Origin of the sequence: Streptomyces sp. NPDC017943 (genome assembly GCF_044328425.1) — a bacterium.
GTDB classification, from domain to species: domain Bacteria; phylum Actinomycetota; class Actinomycetes; order Streptomycetales; family Streptomycetaceae; genus Streptomyces; species Streptomyces djakartensis_A.
The window spans coordinates 417,668-433,134 of the sequence record NZ_JBIRHH010000005.1 but is presented as its reverse complement, the minus strand read 5'-3'; the positions used below and the strand labels follow the sequence as shown (position 1 = coordinate 433,134).

Annotated in this window: 14 protein-coding genes; 6 read left to right on the top strand and 8 right to left on the bottom strand. The window is 73.6% G+C overall.

Annotated elements, in window-relative coordinates:
• Position 1: 1 nt before the first annotated feature.
• Genes ACH4C6_RS18885 through ACH4C6_RS18870 form a run of 4 tightly spaced genes read right to left on the bottom strand, consistent with a single transcriptional unit; the run spans position 2 to position 5,465 of the window.
• Positions 2-2,911 (bottom strand): ABC transporter substrate-binding protein, encoded by a 2,910-nt coding sequence (locus ACH4C6_RS18885; protein ID WP_398109700.1) that lies wholly within the window; start codon positions 2,909-2,911, stop codon positions 2-4.
• A gap of 27 nt (positions 2,912-2,938) precedes the next feature.
• Complete coding sequence (locus ACH4C6_RS18880; protein ID WP_398109699.1) at positions 2,939-3,757, bottom strand: FAD:protein FMN transferase; 819 nt, start codon at positions 3,755-3,757, stop codon at positions 2,939-2,941.
• A gap of 3 nt (positions 3,758-3,760) precedes the next feature.
• Positions 3,761-4,165, bottom strand: a complete 405-nt coding sequence (locus tag ACH4C6_RS18875) for an FMN-binding protein (RefSeq protein WP_398109698.1) — start codon at positions 4,163-4,165, stop codon at positions 3,761-3,763.
• A gap of 13 nt (positions 4,166-4,178) precedes the next feature.
• Entirely contained in the window at positions 4,179-5,465 is a 1,287-nt protein-coding gene (locus ACH4C6_RS18870; protein WP_398109933.1) for a ferric reductase-like transmembrane domain-containing protein, read from the bottom strand.
• A 207-nt stretch (positions 5,466-5,672) separates the two neighbouring features.
• On the opposite strand from ACH4C6_RS18870, the gene ACH4C6_RS18865 reads away from it, so the two are divergent.
• From ACH4C6_RS18865 to ACH4C6_RS18840, 6 genes are all read left to right on the top strand, one after another.
• Positions 5,673-6,371 (top strand): response regulator transcription factor, encoded by a 699-nt coding sequence (locus tag ACH4C6_RS18865; RefSeq protein WP_398109697.1) that lies wholly within the window; start codon positions 5,673-5,675, stop codon positions 6,369-6,371.
• Positions 6,368-7,825, top strand: a complete 1,458-nt coding sequence (locus ACH4C6_RS18860; RefSeq protein WP_398109696.1) for a sensor histidine kinase — start codon at positions 6,368-6,370, stop codon at positions 7,823-7,825. Before ACH4C6_RS18865 ends, ACH4C6_RS18860 begins: the two co-directional genes overlap by 4 nt.
• Before the next feature lie 83 nt (positions 7,826-7,908).
• The gene (locus tag ACH4C6_RS18855) at positions 7,909-9,024 is read left to right on the top strand and encodes an ABC transporter ATP-binding protein (RefSeq protein ID WP_398109695.1); all 1,116 of its coding nucleotides are present in this window, start codon (positions 7,909-7,911) and stop codon (positions 9,022-9,024) included.
• A complete protein-coding gene (locus ACH4C6_RS18850) occupies positions 9,021-9,728 on the top strand; it encodes an ABC transporter permease (protein WP_398109694.1) in 708 nt (235 codons plus the stop codon). The genes ACH4C6_RS18855 and ACH4C6_RS18850 overlap by 4 nt, the downstream gene beginning before the upstream one ends.
• On the top strand, positions 9,725-10,390 hold the full coding sequence (locus tag ACH4C6_RS18845; protein WP_398109693.1) for an ABC transporter permease: 666 nt from the start codon (positions 9,725-9,727) through the stop codon (positions 10,388-10,390). The genes ACH4C6_RS18850 and ACH4C6_RS18845 overlap by 4 nt, the downstream gene beginning before the upstream one ends.
• A 78-nt stretch (positions 10,391-10,468) precedes the next feature.
• Positions 10,469-11,422 (top strand): ABC transporter substrate-binding protein, encoded by a 954-nt coding sequence (locus tag ACH4C6_RS18840; RefSeq protein ID WP_398109692.1) that lies wholly within the window; start codon positions 10,469-10,471, stop codon positions 11,420-11,422.
• Positions 11,423-11,489: 67 nt separating this feature from the next.
• On the opposite strand, the gene ACH4C6_RS18835 is transcribed toward ACH4C6_RS18840, so the two are convergent.
• From ACH4C6_RS18835 to ACH4C6_RS18820, 4 genes are read right to left on the bottom strand one after another with little or no spacing between them, the layout of a single operon-like run.
• Complete coding sequence (locus ACH4C6_RS18835; RefSeq protein WP_398109691.1) at positions 11,490-12,071, bottom strand: GTP-binding protein; 582 nt, start codon at positions 12,069-12,071, stop codon at positions 11,490-11,492.
• A complete protein-coding gene (locus ACH4C6_RS18830; protein ID WP_398109690.1) occupies positions 12,058-12,417 on the bottom strand; it encodes a DUF742 domain-containing protein in 360 nt (119 codons plus the stop codon). Before ACH4C6_RS18830 ends, ACH4C6_RS18835 begins: the two co-directional genes overlap by 14 nt.
• Position 12,418: 1 nt before the next feature.
• Positions 12,419-12,850: a roadblock/LC7 domain-containing protein gene (locus tag ACH4C6_RS18825; RefSeq protein ID WP_333934841.1), complete on the bottom strand. Its 432-nt coding sequence runs from the start codon at positions 12,848-12,850 to the stop codon at positions 12,419-12,421.
• A gap of 14 nt (positions 12,851-12,864) precedes the next feature.
• Positions 12,865-15,327: a nitrate- and nitrite sensing domain-containing protein gene (locus ACH4C6_RS18820; RefSeq protein WP_398109689.1), complete on the bottom strand. Its 2,463-nt coding sequence runs from the start codon at positions 15,325-15,327 to the stop codon at positions 12,865-12,867.
• Positions 15,328-15,467: the final 140 nt, after the last annotated feature.

Sequence of the window (15,467 nt, the reverse complement as noted above, 5' to 3'; positions counted from 1 at the left end):
CTCACCGCAGTCGGCACTCCCGCTCGGTGAGGCGCCGGGTGTCCCCGGCGGTGCGCCGGCACAGCACGACGGTGTCGGTGGTGCCGTCGTCCGCGCGGCGCACCGCCTTGAGGACGATGCTGTGCCCGGTGCGGTCGCCGTACAGCGCGGCGCCGGTGAAGTCGATGGTGCCGGTCGCCATGCCCTCGATCTTGACGCTGCGCAGGTTCACCCAGGTCGAGGCGCGGCTCTGCGGCCGGTCGCCCCGGGTGGCCGCCCAGAACAGGGCGCGGGTCGCGTCGTGGGCGAGGGCGGTCTGGCCGCTGGCCAGGGCGGGACTGTCGTGGCGCAGCCGGTGGCCCCGCAGGCCGGGCAGGTGCTCGGCCGCGTCCAGGTAGAAGGCCGTCCTGGTGGCGGCCTGCTCCAGTTCGGCCAGGGCCGCGTGGTACAGCGTGACGTCCGGCGCGACGGACTGGCCGCCGCCCGCGAAGTCCGCCTTGGACAGGTCGTCGCCGGTCAGGATCGCCAGCGGCTTGCCCGCACAGCCCGGTTCGGTGCCCAGCTGCGTCATCAGCGGGTCGACGTCCTCCACCCGGCCCGCGAAGTAGATGACCGACGGCACCCGGCCGCTCCGGCAGATCTCCTGCGCGTGCGAGCGCAGTTCCGGCTTGCCGCCGCTGAGGTTGTAGCGGCGCTCGGGGTGCAGGGTGAAGCCCTGCCGCTGGAGCATGCGCCGGCCGTAGCGGGCCTGCTCGTCGGTGTACAGGTCGTCGGTGCGGGTCGTGTCCCGGGCGAGGACCAGGGCGTACTGCCGCCGGTCCGGAGTGCGCAACTGTGCGGCTATCAGGCCGAGTTGCCGGGTCTGCCACTCGTCGGTGGCGGCCAGGCTGAACCAGTTGGCGAACTCGCGCGGCAGATACGTCGCGGAGTTGGTGCCGGAGACCACCGGAAGCCCGGCCCGCATCAGGGTCTGTGTCGTCGCCCGGCTGGACTTCAGGTCCCGGCCGGTGCCCACCACCCCCACCACGGTGGGGTCGTGCGCGGCGTACGCGGCGATCGCCTCGGCCATCTCCTCCTGGTGGCCCAGGTCCAGCCCGCCGTTGGCGATCAGCACCCGCAGCTTGACGCTGGAGTTCTCGTTCACCACCGCCTGCGCCAGGTACACCCCGGCCAGTTCCTCGGCGCCCTTCACGAGGGAGGACCCGGAGTCGGTGTCGGCGCTGAGCGGCCCGGCGTAGACGACGGTGACGTACGCGCCGCCGTGGCGGGCCAGCACACCGGCGTTCTGCCGGGCTATGCGGTCCTCCAGTTCGGCCACCGTCCACGGGCGGCCGCCGCCGGCGGTGAGGGCGGCGTCGTCGTCCCCGGAGACGGGGGCGGGCAGCCAGTCGGCGAAGCGGACGTCACCTGTGGCGATGCCGATGCACTCCGTGGACCCGCCGGGGGTCTGGGCCCGTCTGGTGTCCCGGTTGGCGGTCAGCACCGACGCCGAGCAGTACCGGTCGTGCAGGGCGTCGGCCCGCATCACGGTGCCCGCGGTCAGCAGGGCGACCACCAGGACCAGGGTGTGCAGCGCCCACACCAGCCGGGCGAACGTCGGCCGGGCCGAGGCCCGCCGGTGGGGGCGGCCCTCCTCGACGGGGCCGAGCTGGTCGTGCGGCAGCGGGATCTTCATCACCCAGGGCAGCACGGACCGCTCCCGGCTGGGCGACTGCTCGGCCCGCAGATTGTGCGCCCACTCCCGGTACCAGGTGCGCAGCCGGTCGCCGAACTTGGGCGGCTCGGCGGCCGGCGCGGGCGGCGTGCGGACCACACTGCGCTCCAGCCGGGGCACGTCGTCCGCGCGCACGGCGGCGACCACGAGCAGCGGGTCCAGTTCACTGCGCCGGCTGCGCACGTCGCTGATCGCGCGGATCAGCTCGATGCCGCCGTTGCGGTCGTCCGCCCGCGGCAGGAACAGCACCGGCGGACGCGGCCGTTTGAAGCCGCGCAGGTCCCAGCTCCACCTGCGGTGGTTGTCGCGCAGGTCCTCCCGCAGCGCCAGCACGCACAGCTGGAGGTGGAAGTCGCCGCCCGACTTCAGCGCCTCGGCCACACCGTGGGCCCGGGCGGCGATCGCCTTCCAGGAGCGCACCGGCCGCAGCAGCGAGGCCTCGGTGGGCTGGTCCTGGTCCGCCGCCCTGAGGAAGGTCGTCGTCATGAACCAGCGGCTCTCCCGGCGCAGCCACAGGAAGATCGGCGCCCGGCCGGGCAGCACGTAGTTGAGGACCGTCAGCAGCAGCAGGAACACCAGACCGGCACCGACGGCGACGTACCACTCGCTGCGCGCCAGGAGCGCGGCGAGCACGGTGACCAGGCTGGCCGGGAAGATGTGCGCCATGTCGACCAGCGGCAGGCCCGAGCGCCAGCGCGCGGTGTTCCGCGGCCGCCAGCGCTGCTCGGCCAGCTGGTCGAGCAGCAGCTGCCGCTGGTCCTGGCCGGCCCCCGGGCTGTCCGGGGCGGGCGCCGGCCACTGGTCGCCGAGCGCGGTGACCGCGTCCTCGACGGCGTGCACCAGCCGCAGCCGCGGGAAGGCGTAGCGCCGGTAGACCGACTTCGGGCCGCCCCACTTCTTCGGGTCGCTCAGCGCGCGCACCATGGCCGCGGCCCGGCGCACCTCCGTGCCGCCCTCGTAGGCGTCCTGCGCGACCGCGCAGCGCGTGCCGTGCGCCCCCTGGCCCGTGTGCAGCTGCCGCACCAGCGCGGCCACCGCCTCGTCGTCGGCGGCGTCCTGCGCGTGGACGACGAAGACCGGCATGGGCGGCTCGGTGCTCGTGCGGAAGTCCTGGATGAGGATCTCGAGCTGGTTCTGGAGGTGGACGCCGGCACCGGTGTCCGGCGTCCCGTCGTGCCCTCCCGGACAGACCGGCGGCGTGCGGTCGCTGTTCACCATGGGCAACCCCCGTTCACCTTCGGTGAGTTACGAGGTTAACCGCTGCGGATGGGGTGCGAGTGGGTGACGGACCGACTCCGCTTCCCGGGCGTGCCGCGCCCGCCGCGCGGACCGTCGGACCGGCACCCCGGCGTCCGCCACCGGGAAGCCCGGGCTGCGCAGCACCCGTCCGCCCTCCTCGACCGCGAACACCTCGCAGTGCTCCCGGGACGCCGCCCACCGGGCGCCCTCGGCCCCGAGCGCGAACGCCGCCGTCGCCACCGCGTCGGCCTCGGTCAGGGTCGGGGCCGCGACGGTCACGGCGAGCAGCCCGGTCGCCGGACGGCCGGTGCGCCCGTCGAGGATGTGGTCCCCGCGTTCGTAGCGCGCGGAGGTCGCGACCGCGCCGTCGGTGAGGTCCACGACCGCGCACAGCAGGCCGGCGTCCTCGGGATGGCGCACGCCGACGCGCCAGGGACCGCCGGCGACGACGACGTCACCGCCCGCGTTGAGGCAGAAGCGGCGGGCGCCGGCGGCGCGCAGCACCTCCGCTCCGCGCTGCACCGACCAGCCCTTCACCACGGCGCACGGGTCGAGACCCCGCCCCGGCGGCCGGGCGTCGAAGGCGCCCCCGGTGGCCAGCCGGTACTCCTCGCACAGGTCCAGCACCTCCCGCAACTCCGGGCTGACCACGCGGAGTTCGCCCCGGTCCAGCCGGGACACCTCACTGTCCGGCCGGAACGGGCTGAACCGCGCGTCCGTCTCGCGCAGCCACGCGAACAGCTCCTCCACCGGGCCCGCGGGGAACCCCGGGTCGTCGACGCGGACCGACACCGGGAACCCCATGACGTGCTCCACGCGCCGCACGGGTCAGCCCCTCGCGTCGAGGGCGGCCTGGAGGGACTCCCGGTAGCCGTCGCTGGTGACCGTCGCCCCGGACACCGTGTCGACGTCGGCGCTCTGCTCCCGCAGCGTCTCCTCGATCAGCCGCGGCACCGCGGCCGTGGTCTGCGGGTGGTCCGGCTGCCGCAGCATCCGCACCGAGGCGATCGCGTCGCCCTCGAAGGTCACCTCCACCTGCACCGGCCCCTTCTCGGTGTCCACCGTGGGACCGGCGACGACCGTGGACCCGCCGCCCGATGAGGACACCGAGGGCGTGGACGCCGGGGCCTGGGCGGCGGCCGGCGGCGAACCGGTGCCCGGCGACGGGGTGTAGCGCCAGACGGGGACCAGGCCCGCGACGCTGAGGACGAGGACGGGCACGGCTCGTTTCACGACGGTCTCCTCGTCATCCGGCCAGGCTGAAGCGTTCGAAGTGGATCTGCGGCCGGGGCACGCCCAGCGCGCGCAGGGAGCCGAGCACCGCGCTCGTCATCGGGGGCGGGCCGCACAGGTAGACGTCCCGGTCGGCGATGTCGGGTGCCAGCCGGGCCAGTTCGCCGGGCGCCAGCCGGTCGGGCACCGGCGGGCCGGTCACCACGTGCAGCTCGGCGCCCCGGGCCCGCGCCAGCTCGCTCAGTTCGCCGCGCAGGACCGCGTCCCGGTCCGTGGCGACCCGGTAGATCACCACCGCGTGCCCGTCCAGCTCCTCCAGCAGGGCCCGGATCGGCGTCACCCCCACGCCCCCGGCGATCAGCACCGCGTCCGGGCGGGTGCGGTGCAGGGTGGTGAACGCGCCGTAGGGGCCCTCGGCGAAGACGCGTGTGCCCGGCCGGAGGTGCCGCAGGGCCGCGCTGCCCCGGCCGGCCCGCTTCACGGTCAGCCGGAGCGTGCGGCCGTCCGGCGCGGCGGACAGGGAGAACGGGTTCGCCTGCCACCAGCGGTCCCGGGTCAGGAACCGCCACAGGAAGAACTGCCCGGCCCGCGCGGGCAGCCGGTCCAGATCACGGCCGGTGACGTAGACCGACACCACGTCGTCGTTCTCGGGGACGACGGCCGTCACGCGCAGCCGGTGCCGCAGGTTGCGCCACACCGGCAGCACCAAGCGGCCCGCACCCACCGAGGCCAGAGCCGCGCCCCACAGGGCGTACCAGTACGCCGTGGCCGCCGGGGACGAGGCGAACGTCGTCCCCGCCGCGACCTGGTGGGTGAACGCCAGCACCACCGCGACGTAGGTGTACAGGTGGACGAAGTGCCAGGTCTCGTAGGCCAGCCGGCGCCGGGCGTACCGGGCCGAGACCGCGCCGACCACCAGGAGCAGCGCCAGCGCGACGATCGCCCGCAGGACGCCCTCGACCGTCTCGGCGAGGTCCACGAGCTGGTTCACCGGGTCCAGGGACGAGGACGCGGCGTAGCCGAGGACGACGAACACCGCGTGCGCGAGCAGCAGCCACAGCACCGTGAAGCCCGTCCAGCGGTGCCAGGACGTCAGCCGGTCCATGCCGATCCGCCGGTCGAACCAGGGCAGCCGGGCCACCAGCAGCAGCTGGAACGCCATGAGCAGGGACGCGTACAGGCCGGTCAGCCGGCCCAGCACGAGCAGCGCGTTCGAGGCGAATCCGGCCTGGACGAAGAACACCGCCACCACGACGGCGTTGGCCAGCAGCACCGCGTACAGGCCGGCGCGTCCCACCACGCGGGGGCGGATCACCGGCCGGGCCGCCACGGGGGGTTGTCGGAGGGTGGTCACCGTCGGCAGCTCCTTGATCGGGTCCTGGGTACACCGAGCTTGGCGCGGGGGAGCTGTCGGGAAGCTGTCGCCCGTCTTTCAAGTGGTTATCGATCCCGGGGGCGGGCGCCGGGCGGCTGTGGCGGTCCGGGAACCGTGCCGCAGTATGGGGGCGTGGAGAAAGTACGACTTCTCGTCGTCGACGACGACCCGCCGATCGCCGACCTCGTCGCGACCGTCGCCCGCTACGAGGGCTGGGAGGCGGTCGCCGCGTACACCGGCGAGGACGCGCTGCGGCGGGCCGCCGAGTTCCACCCCGACATCGTGGTGCTCGACCTGATGCTGCCCGGCGTGGACGGCTTCGGCGTCCTGGACCGGCTGCGGGCCTCCGGCACGATGGTGCCGGTGGTGTTCCTCACCGCCCGCGACGGCGTCGCCGACCGGGTCGCGGGCCTGACCCGCGGCGGCGACGACTACCTCGTCAAGCCGTTCGCGGTGGAGGAGCTGATGGCCCGGCTGCGGACCGTGCTGCGGCGCAGTGCCGGGCCGTCCTTCCAGCGGTCCGTGCTGCGGGTCGGCGACCTGACGATGGACGAGGACACCCGCCAGGTGCGGCGCGGCGCGAGGCTGCTGTCGCTGACCCCGACCGAGTACGAGGTGCTGCGCTACCTGCTGCGCAAGTCCCCGACCGTGCTCACCAAGGCGCAGATCCTCGACCACGTCTGGGAGTACGGCTTCGGCGGCCGCTCCAACGTCGTCGAACTGGTCGTCAGCCGGCTGCGCCGCAAGCTCGACGAGTCCGGCGACGGCGCCGCCCCGCTGATCCACACCGTGCGCGGCTTCGGCTACGTGCTGCGGCAGGCCGCCGAGTGAGCGCACGGCTCAGGCGGACCTACCGCAGGATGCGCCTGGGCACCCGGCTCGCCCTGGGCCTGGGCGCCCTGTCCCTGGTCGTCTTCGCCGTCGTCGGCACCGCCTTGACCACGTACATGCGCGACTACCTGTCGGCCCAGCTCGACACCCAGCTCGCCCAGGCGCAGATCGCCCAGTCCAAGAGCATCGCCGACCACGGCACCCTTACCGGCAAGAAGTACTACAGCTGGTTCTACGCCGTGTACGACGTGTCGGACGGCAGGCCCGCGCTGCGGCGGCCCGAGGACCCGGTCGACCTGCCGCAGGACGTCGACGACTTCACCGCCCTGGCCTCGGCGCAGACCGCCGCCCACACCGAACTGCTGCGCACCGAGCACCTGAAGGGCGCCGGCACCTACCGGCTGCGCGCCTGCGAGGTCGAGCCCGGCGTCGTCCTGGTCAGCGCCGCCCCCATGGACGAGATCCAGGACACCGTCGGGCAGTTGATCACCATCCAGGTCGTCACCTTCGCCCTCGCGCTGCTCGCCCTGGTCGTCCTCGGCCGCCGCATGCTGCGCCGGGGCCTGAAGCCGCTCAGCGACATGGCGACCACCGCGCACGGCATCGCCTCGCACGACCTGACCGAGTCGGCGGCCCGGCTGCCGCTGCGCGCCGACGGCCGCGACGGCGGGCCGGAGGTGGACGAACTGCGCACCGCCTTCAACACGATGCTGGAGCACATCGACGACTCCCTCGCCGTGCGCGCCGAGGCCGAGCAGCGGCTGCGCCGGTTCGTCGCCGACGCCTCGCACGAACTGCGCACCCCGCTGATGTCGGTGCGCGGCTACGCCGACCTCTTCCAGTACGCGGCCGCCAACGCCCCCGCCGAACGCGACCGGCACCTGGCCCGGCTGCGCGCCGAGGCGGCCCGCATGGGCGTCCTGCTCGACGACCTGCTGCTGCTCGCCCGGCTGGACGCGGCCGAGGTGGACACGCCCCTGCGCCTGGAGGACGCCGACCTGACCGACCTGGTGGGCCAGGCCGCCGAGGCCTTCCGCGCCGGCCGCCCCGGGCACCCCCTGACCGTGTCGGCCGGGCCGGGCCCGGTACGGCTGCGGATGGACCCGCTGCGCATCCGCCAGGTGCTGGACAACCTGCTGGCCAACGCCGCCGTGCACACCCCGGCGGGGACGCGGGTGTCGGTGGAGGTGCGCCTCGTGCCCGGCGCGGCCGAGGTACGGGTCGCCGACACCGGCCCGGGCATCCCGCCGGAGGACCGGGCCCGGGTCTTCGACCGCTTCTACCGCGTCGACAAGGCCCGCAGCCGCGACCGCGGCGGCAGCGGCCTCGGCCTCGCGGTCGCCCGCTCCCTGGTGCGCGCCCACGGCGGCCGGATCGAGGTCACGAGCGAGCCCGGGACGACGGTGTTCACCGTCCGCCTGCCGGTGCGGGAAGCGGCCCCCGCAACCCCGTGACGTGCGCCCTCTAGACTCGCACCGGACAACAGCCCGCACGACCACGGCCAGCAGCGTCCGCCAACCCGAAGGGCCCCGGCGTCTTGATACGGATGGAATCAGTCACCAAGCGGTACCCCGACGGCACGGTGGCCGTCGACCGCCTGTCCCTGGAGATACCCGACCGCTCGATCACCGTCCTCGTCGGTCCGTCCGGCTGCGGCAAGACCACCACCCTGCGCATGATCAACAGGATGGTCGAACCGAGCGAGGGAACGATCCTCCTCGATGGCGAGGACATCCAGCGCCGCCCCGTCACCGCCCTGCGCCGGTCCATGGGGTACGTCATCCAGAACGCCGGCCTCTTCCAGCACCGCACGATCGCCGACAACATCGCGACCGTGCCGCGCATGCTCGGCTGGGGCAAGCAGAAGGCCCGGGCGCGGGCCGGTGAACTCATGGAGCGCGTGGGGCTCGACCCCGCCCTCGCCGGGCGCTACCCGTACCAGCTCTCCGGCGGTCAGCAGCAGCGCGTGGGCGTGGCCCGGGCGCTGGCCGCCGACCCGCCCGTCCTGCTGATGGACGAGCCGTTCTCGGCCGTCGACCCGGTGGTCCGCAAGGGACTCCAGGACGAACTGCTCCGCATCCAGGACGAGTTGGGCAAGACCATCGTCTTCGTCACCCATGACATCGACGAGGCGATCAAACTCGGCACGACGGTCGCCGTGCTGCGCGAGGGCGGCCGCCTCGCCCAGTACGCACCGCCCGCCGAGCTGCTGTCGAACCCCGCCGACGCCTTCGTCGAGGACTTCCTCGGCGCCGACCGCGGCATCCGGCGCCTGTCGTTCTTCCCCTCCGCGCACCTCGCGCTGAGCACCGGCCCGGTGATCCCGCTCGACGCCACCGCCGCGCAGATCACCGCCCCCGACGCCCCCTGGCTCCTGGTCACCGACGCCGACGGCCGCCCCCTCGGCTGGGGCGAGCGGCGCGATCTGACAGCCGGTGACATCCGGGCCGACCGGCTCCTCCCGCCCGGGCGGCCGTTCCTGCCCGGCACCGACTCGCTGCGCGTCGCCCTCGACTGCGCGGTGCTCTCCCCGGCCGGCCACGCCGTCGCCGTGGACGGCACCGGGCGCGTGACCGGGGTGGTCTCGCAGCAGACCATCGGCGAGGCCATCCGCAGCGCCCACGCCGCCGAGGTGGCCGAGGTCGCCTCGTGAACGGCTTCTTCGACATCCCCAGCGACCTCCAGCACAGCTGGCTCGGCCTGGTCGGGCTGCACCTGCGCGAGGCCCTGCTGCCGGTCCTCGCCGGCCTGCTGCTGGCCCTGCCGCTCGCCCAGCTCTGCGTCCGCTTCCGCTGGCTGTACCCGCCCGTCCTCGGCGTCACCACCGTCCTCTACGCGGTGCCGTCCCTGGCCTTCTTCGTCGTCCTCATCGACTACACCGGCCAGACCGAACTGACCGTGATGATCCCGCTGGCCGTCTACAGCCTCGTGGTGCTCGTCCCGGCCATCGTCGACGGGGTCCGCTCGGTCCCGCAGGAGACCCTGGCCGCCGCCACCGCCATGGGCTTCGGTCCCGTACGCCGCTACGCGCAGGTGCAGTTGCCGATCGCCGTGCCCGCCATCATCGCCGGGCTCCGGGTCGCCACCGTCTCCAGCATCTCCCTGGTCAGCGTGGGCACCCTCATCGGCAACCAGGGCGCCCTCGGCAACCTGCTCGCCGACGCGCAGAAGTACGACCGCCCCGAGCTGGCCGTCAACTCCGTGCTCACCACGGCCGTCCTGGCCATCCTGTGCGACGCGCTGCTGGTCCTGCTGCGCGTCCTGCTCACCCCCTGGATGCCGAACGCCCGGCGCGACCGCCGTGTGGCCGGCACCCGCGGGGCGGCCGTCCCGGCCGCACAGGAGGCCGCCCGGTGAACGTCCTCACCTTCGTCCAGGCCTTCTTCGGCGACAGCGCCCACTGGCACGGCTACGACGGCATCCCCCAGCGCCTGCTCGAACACGTCCAGTACTCGCTGCTCGCCCTCGCCCTCGCCGCCGCCATCGGCCTGCCCGTCGGACTGCTGACCGGGCACACCGGACGCGGCGGCAACGCCCTGGCCCTCATCGCCACCGCGGCCCGCGCGCTGCCCAGCTTCGGCCTGCTGGTGCTCATCGTCATCGTGATGGGCTTCGGTCTGCTGCCGGTGATGATCCCGCTGGTCGTGCTGGCCGTCCCGCCGATCCTGGTGACCACCTACGAGGCGGTGCGCACCGTCGACCCGTCCCCCGTGGACGCCGCCCGCGGGATGGGCATGCGGGAGTCGCGGATCCTGTTCCAGGTCGAACTGCCCGTCGCCCTGCCGCTGATCCTGAGCGGCCTGCGCTCCGCGGCCATCCAGATCGTCTCCACCGCCACCATCGCCGCGTACGTCAGCCTCGGCGGCCTCGGCCGGTACATCGTCGACGGGCTCTACCAGCGCGACTACGAGAAGGTGGTCGGCGGCGCCACACTGGTCGCCGTCCTGGCCCTCGTCACGCTGGCGCTCTTCTGGGCGGCGGGCCGCCTGGCCGTGTCGCCCGGTGTGCGCAGGCGCTGAATTCCCCACCGATTTCGTAGGAAAACCGTGACGAGGGCGACCTTGACTGATCGTGAGGCCGCTGGATTGGATCGACGGATGACTTCCACCGTGCGCAACAGCAGGTCCAGGACGAGGAACACCGGTGCGGCGGCCGTCGCGCTCGCCGCGGCGGCACTGCTCGCCGGCTGTTCGTCCGGTGACACCTCCGACGACCCGCTGGCGGGCGAGAAGGCCGAGAAGGGCACCGTCGTCGTCGGCTCCAACAACTTCGCCGAGTCCACCCTGCTCGCCGACCTCTACGGCGAGGCGCTCAAGGCCAAGGGCATCAAGGTCGAGTACAAGCACAACATCGGCAGCCGCGAGACCACCTACGGGCTGATGAAGAACGGCTCCGTCACCGTGCTCCCCGAGTACAACGGCTCGCTGCTCGCCTACCTCGACCCCAAGGCCGAGCAGAAGTCGGCGGACGCCGTGAACGAGGCCGTCAAGGCCAAGCTGGACAAGAAGCTGACGCTGCTGAAGTCCTCGCCGGCCGAGGACAAGGACTCGGTCACCGTCAACGCAGAGACGGCGAAGAAGTACCAGCTGACCTCCTCCTCCACCCTCGCCGACCTCAAGGACGCGGCCCCCGACCTGGTGATCGGCGGCTCGCCCGAGTTCCAGACCCGGCACCAGGGCCTGAAGGGCCTGAAGTCCGCGTACGGGCTGGAGTTCAAGTCCTTCAAGGCGCTCGACGCGGGCGGACCGCTCACCCAGGCGGCACTGACCCGCAACACCGTGCAGGCGGCCGACGTCTTCACCACGGACCCGGCCATCGTGAAGGAGAAGTTCGTCGTCCTGAAGGACCCGGAGAACCTCTTCGGCTTCGCGAACGTGACGCCGCTGGTCAACCGGAGCGGACTGCCGAAGGAGGGCGCCGACGTGCTCGACGCGGTCTCCGCGAAGCTGGACACCGAGACGCTCCGGGACCTCGACGCCCAGGTCCAGCTGGAGAAGAAGGACCCGCTCGACGTCGCGAAGGCGTGGCTGAAGTCGGCGGGGCTGAGCTGACGGACCGGACGTGAGCACCCGGGCGGCGCGGACCGCCCGGGGTGCCCACCACCGGCGGCGAGCAGCCCTACGCCCGCACCGCCGACGCGATCAGCTGGTCGATCAGGGCGATCAGCACGTCCCGGCACGACTCCCTGTCCCGCGCGTCGCACAGCAGCACCTGCACGTGCTCCGGCAGCGCGAGGGCCTCCCGGATGTCCTCGGGCGGATAGGGATGTTCGCCGAAGAAGCCGTTGACGGCGACGACGAACGGGATGCCCCGGCGCTCGAAGAAGTCGATCGCGGCGAAACTCGACTCCGGGCGGCGGACGTCGACCAGCACCACGGCGCCGAGCGCGCCGAGGGCCAGGTCGTTCCACATGAACCAGAAGCGCTGCTGGCCCGGCGTGCCGAACAGGTACAGCACCAGGTCCCGGCTGATGGTGATGCGGCCGAAGTCCAGGGCCACCGTGGTGGCCCGCTTCTCCTCGATGCCGTCCAGGTCGTCGACCCCGAGACCGGCCATGGTCAGGGGTTCCTCGGTGCGCAGCGGGGCGATCTCGCTGACCGATCCGACCAGGGTCGTCTTGCCGACGCCGAAGCCCCCGGCGATGAGGATCTTGACCGTGTCGGGTGCGGAGGCGTCGGTGACGACGTCAGAGCCGGCCAAGGCCGTCCCTCACTTTCTGCAGCAGGTCCAGGTCCGGTGTGGTGCGGGTGACGAGCCGCGGCGGGCGGACGGTGATCCGGCCCGCCTCCAGCAGGTCGCAGAGCAGGATCACGACCACGCTCACCGGCAGGTCCAGCCGGGCCGCGACCTCGGCCACGGCGACCGGCTCGGCGCACAGCCGGAGGATCCGCAGGTGCTCGGGCTGGCAGCGGACCGCCGCGGCAGGCGGGGGATCGACCGCGGTGACCGTCGAGATGAGCGTGAAGTCGCCGCGGCTGGGCCGCGTCCGGCCACCGGTCAGGGTGAACGGTCTGACCAGCCGGCCCGCCGGATCGCCCTCGCCCACCTCACACGCCGGGATCGGTCGCGGGCCCGGCGGTGCCGCGCGGTGCCGCACTGAGGTGCTCGCCGATCTTCTTCACCAGCATGTTCATCTGGTAGGCCACCACACCCACGTCGGCGCCGGGGCCCGTCAGGACCACCAGGTGGGCGCCGGGCCCGGCGGAGGTCAGGATCAGGTAGCTGTTGGCCATCTCGATCAGCGCCTGGCGCACCGGGCCGCCCCGGAAGTCCATGCTGACGCCCTTGCTGAGGCTCATCAGCCCCGACGCGGTCGCCGCGAGCCGTTCGGCGTCGTCGCGCAAGAAACCGGTGGACTTGCTGACCACCAGGCCGTCCTCGGAGAGCACCACGGCCTGGTTCACGTCGGCGACCCGCTCCACGAGTCCGGTCAGCAGCTGGTCGAGCTGGGTGTGCGTGGCGGGGATGGGGCGTGTCATTGCGGTGTCCTTCGTCAGCGGTCGGCGGGCGGAGTCGAGGGAACGGGGCCGGGGGCGGCCTGCCGGGGTGGTGCGGCCTCCTCCCCGGCGGACGACGGCTCGTCGCCGCCGTCCCGGGCGCGGAGGGTGCCGCGCTGGAAGCCGGCCAGGGAGGAGGCGGCCGCCTCGGCGGTGAAGTCGTCGGGGGAGTCGTCCCCGGGGGCGGGCGCGGCGTCCTCGCGCAGCTCCTCCACCAGGCTGGTCTGGGGCACGCGGCGGGGCAGCGGTGCGAGACCGTCGGTGCGGGGGACGACCTCGCGGGCGGCGGACGCCACGGACGGCGCCGTGCGGGCCGCGACGAGGGGCCGGGGCTCCCGCGCCCGTGCGGGACCGGCGGAGCGGTCGGCCTGCCGTGCCGCCGCGGGCCGCTCCGCGTCCGTCCCGCCGCCGGCCGCGGGGGCCCCGTCGTCCGCGGGGGCGTCACCCGCGCCGTCGGCGCCGGGCCGCTCCGCCGGGCCCTGCGCACCGGCCGCGCTCCCGGCCGGCCCGGCCACGGGCGCGTCGTCGTCCGTCCCGCGCACCACGATCTCGTGCGGGACCAGCACGATGCCCGTGGTCCCGCCGTACGGAGAGGAGCGCAGGGTGACGGTGATGCCGTGCCGGTGGGCCAGCTGGGCGATGACGAACATGCCCAGGCGCAGGTCGTCGGCGAGCGCGACGACGTCGAACTGCGGCGGCACCGCCAGCTGTTCGTTGAAGGAGGCGTAGTCCTCCTCCGACATGCCGAGCCCGCGGTCCTCGACCTCCACGGCCAGTCCCTTGGCCACCATGGCGGCCCGGACCGTGACCGGGCTCGGGGCGGGGGAGTAGGCGGTCGCGTTGTCGATGAGCTCGGCCAGCAGATGGATGACGTCGGCCACCGCGGGCGGCGCCACGCACACCTCCTCCTCGGTGTGCACCTCCACCCGCTGGTACTCGGCGACCTCGCCGATCGCGCTGCGCAGGATGTCGATCAGCGCCACGGGCTCGGTCCAGCTGCGGCCCGGCCGTTCACCGCTGACGATGACGAGGTTCTCCTCGTAGCGGCGCAACTGGCTCGCGGTGGAGTCCAGTTCGTACAGGCCCTGGAGGATCTCGGGGTCGGTGTGCCGGCGTTCCAGGGTGTCGAGCTTGCTCAGCTGGAGGTTGACCAGGTTCTGGCTCTGCCGGGCGATGCCCAGGATGACCTTCTGGAAGCCCCGCCGGGTGTCGGCCAGTTCGACCGCCGTGTGCACGGCCGTGCGCTGGGCGGTGTGGAACGCCCGCGCCACCTGGCCGAGTTCGTCGTGGCCGTAGTCCAGCGCAGGCGTCGCCGACTCCACGTCCACCGTCTCGCCCCGCTCCAGCCGGGCGACCACGTCGGGCAGCCGTTCCTGCGCGAGGCTGACGGCGGCCCGGCGCAGGCCGCGCAGCCGCCGCGACAGCGAGCGGGTGATTCGCCAGGACATGCCGACGCACAGCAGCATGGCGATCAGCCCGCCGGCACTGAGCAGCGCGGCCTTGAGCAGCAGCGCGTCCGCCCGGTCGGCGCTGCGCTGGAGCAGGCCCGTCGTCTGCTGCTCGATGAGGGACGCGTACTGCTCGGACAGCCGGTCCATGGCGGCGTCCCACCGCTGCCGCTCGTCGGGCAGCGCGATCCGGTCGCGCGCGGCGGAGGAGTTGCGGGCCGCCAGCACGCGGTCCTCGACCGACTCCAGGGCCCGCCAGTGCGGCCCCGCCATGATCCGCTCGGTCTGCGCCTTGGCGCTGCCGGTCAGCTGCGGCAGCACCTGGTCCTGCACCAGCCAGCGCCGGGTGTGGACCAGCTCGGTGAACCGGGACCACGCCTCGTCGTCCATGTGCCCGGACGGCCACGCCAGGGTGAGCTGCGCGTCCTCCCGCGACACCAGCTCCGCCGCGTGCTCCAACCCCACCAGCGGCCCGGCCTGCGAGGTGAGGTCGCCGTCGTCCACCTGGGACAGCGCCTGGAAGGCGTGGATCTGGTCGTCGACGATCGAGGAGTACTGGTCCAGCGCCTGCTGGGGGGTGATGTCGGTGGGGTCGTCCACCTGGTCCCGGTAGTACTCCAGACTGCCGACCGAGCCCAGCACCGAGTACAGCCGCTCGGAGATGCGGGCGGGCGCCTCGCCGATGGCGTCCGCCTGCGCGACCAGCCGGCCGACCGCCTCGTCGGTCTCCTCGCGCTGTGCCTCCAGGGCGGCCCGGGAGCCCTTGGGCGACGCCAGCCAGGCGGCCGACATGCTGCGCTCCCGCTGCAGTGCCAGGGTCGCGTGGGTGCCCATCGCGCCGGTCGACCGGCTCAGCTCGGTCTGCTCGCGCAGCGTGCGCCCCTCCGAGAACATCTGGATGGTCGTCACGCCCCACATCGCGGCGAGGGTGACGCTCGGCACCAGGGCCAGGAGCACCAGGGAGATGCGTATGGAGCCGAGGTGGCGCCGGGCACCTGTCCGTCGAGACATCGTCGTCCTAGGGCGATCAGCGGGAGGCGGGGGGCTGGGCGGGGGAGCGGTCGGGGAGGGCGGGGGCGGGGCGCGGTGGGGGTCCGGGCACCGCACGCGGGATGCGCAGGATGCTATCCGCCCGGGCGGACGCGCGGGCC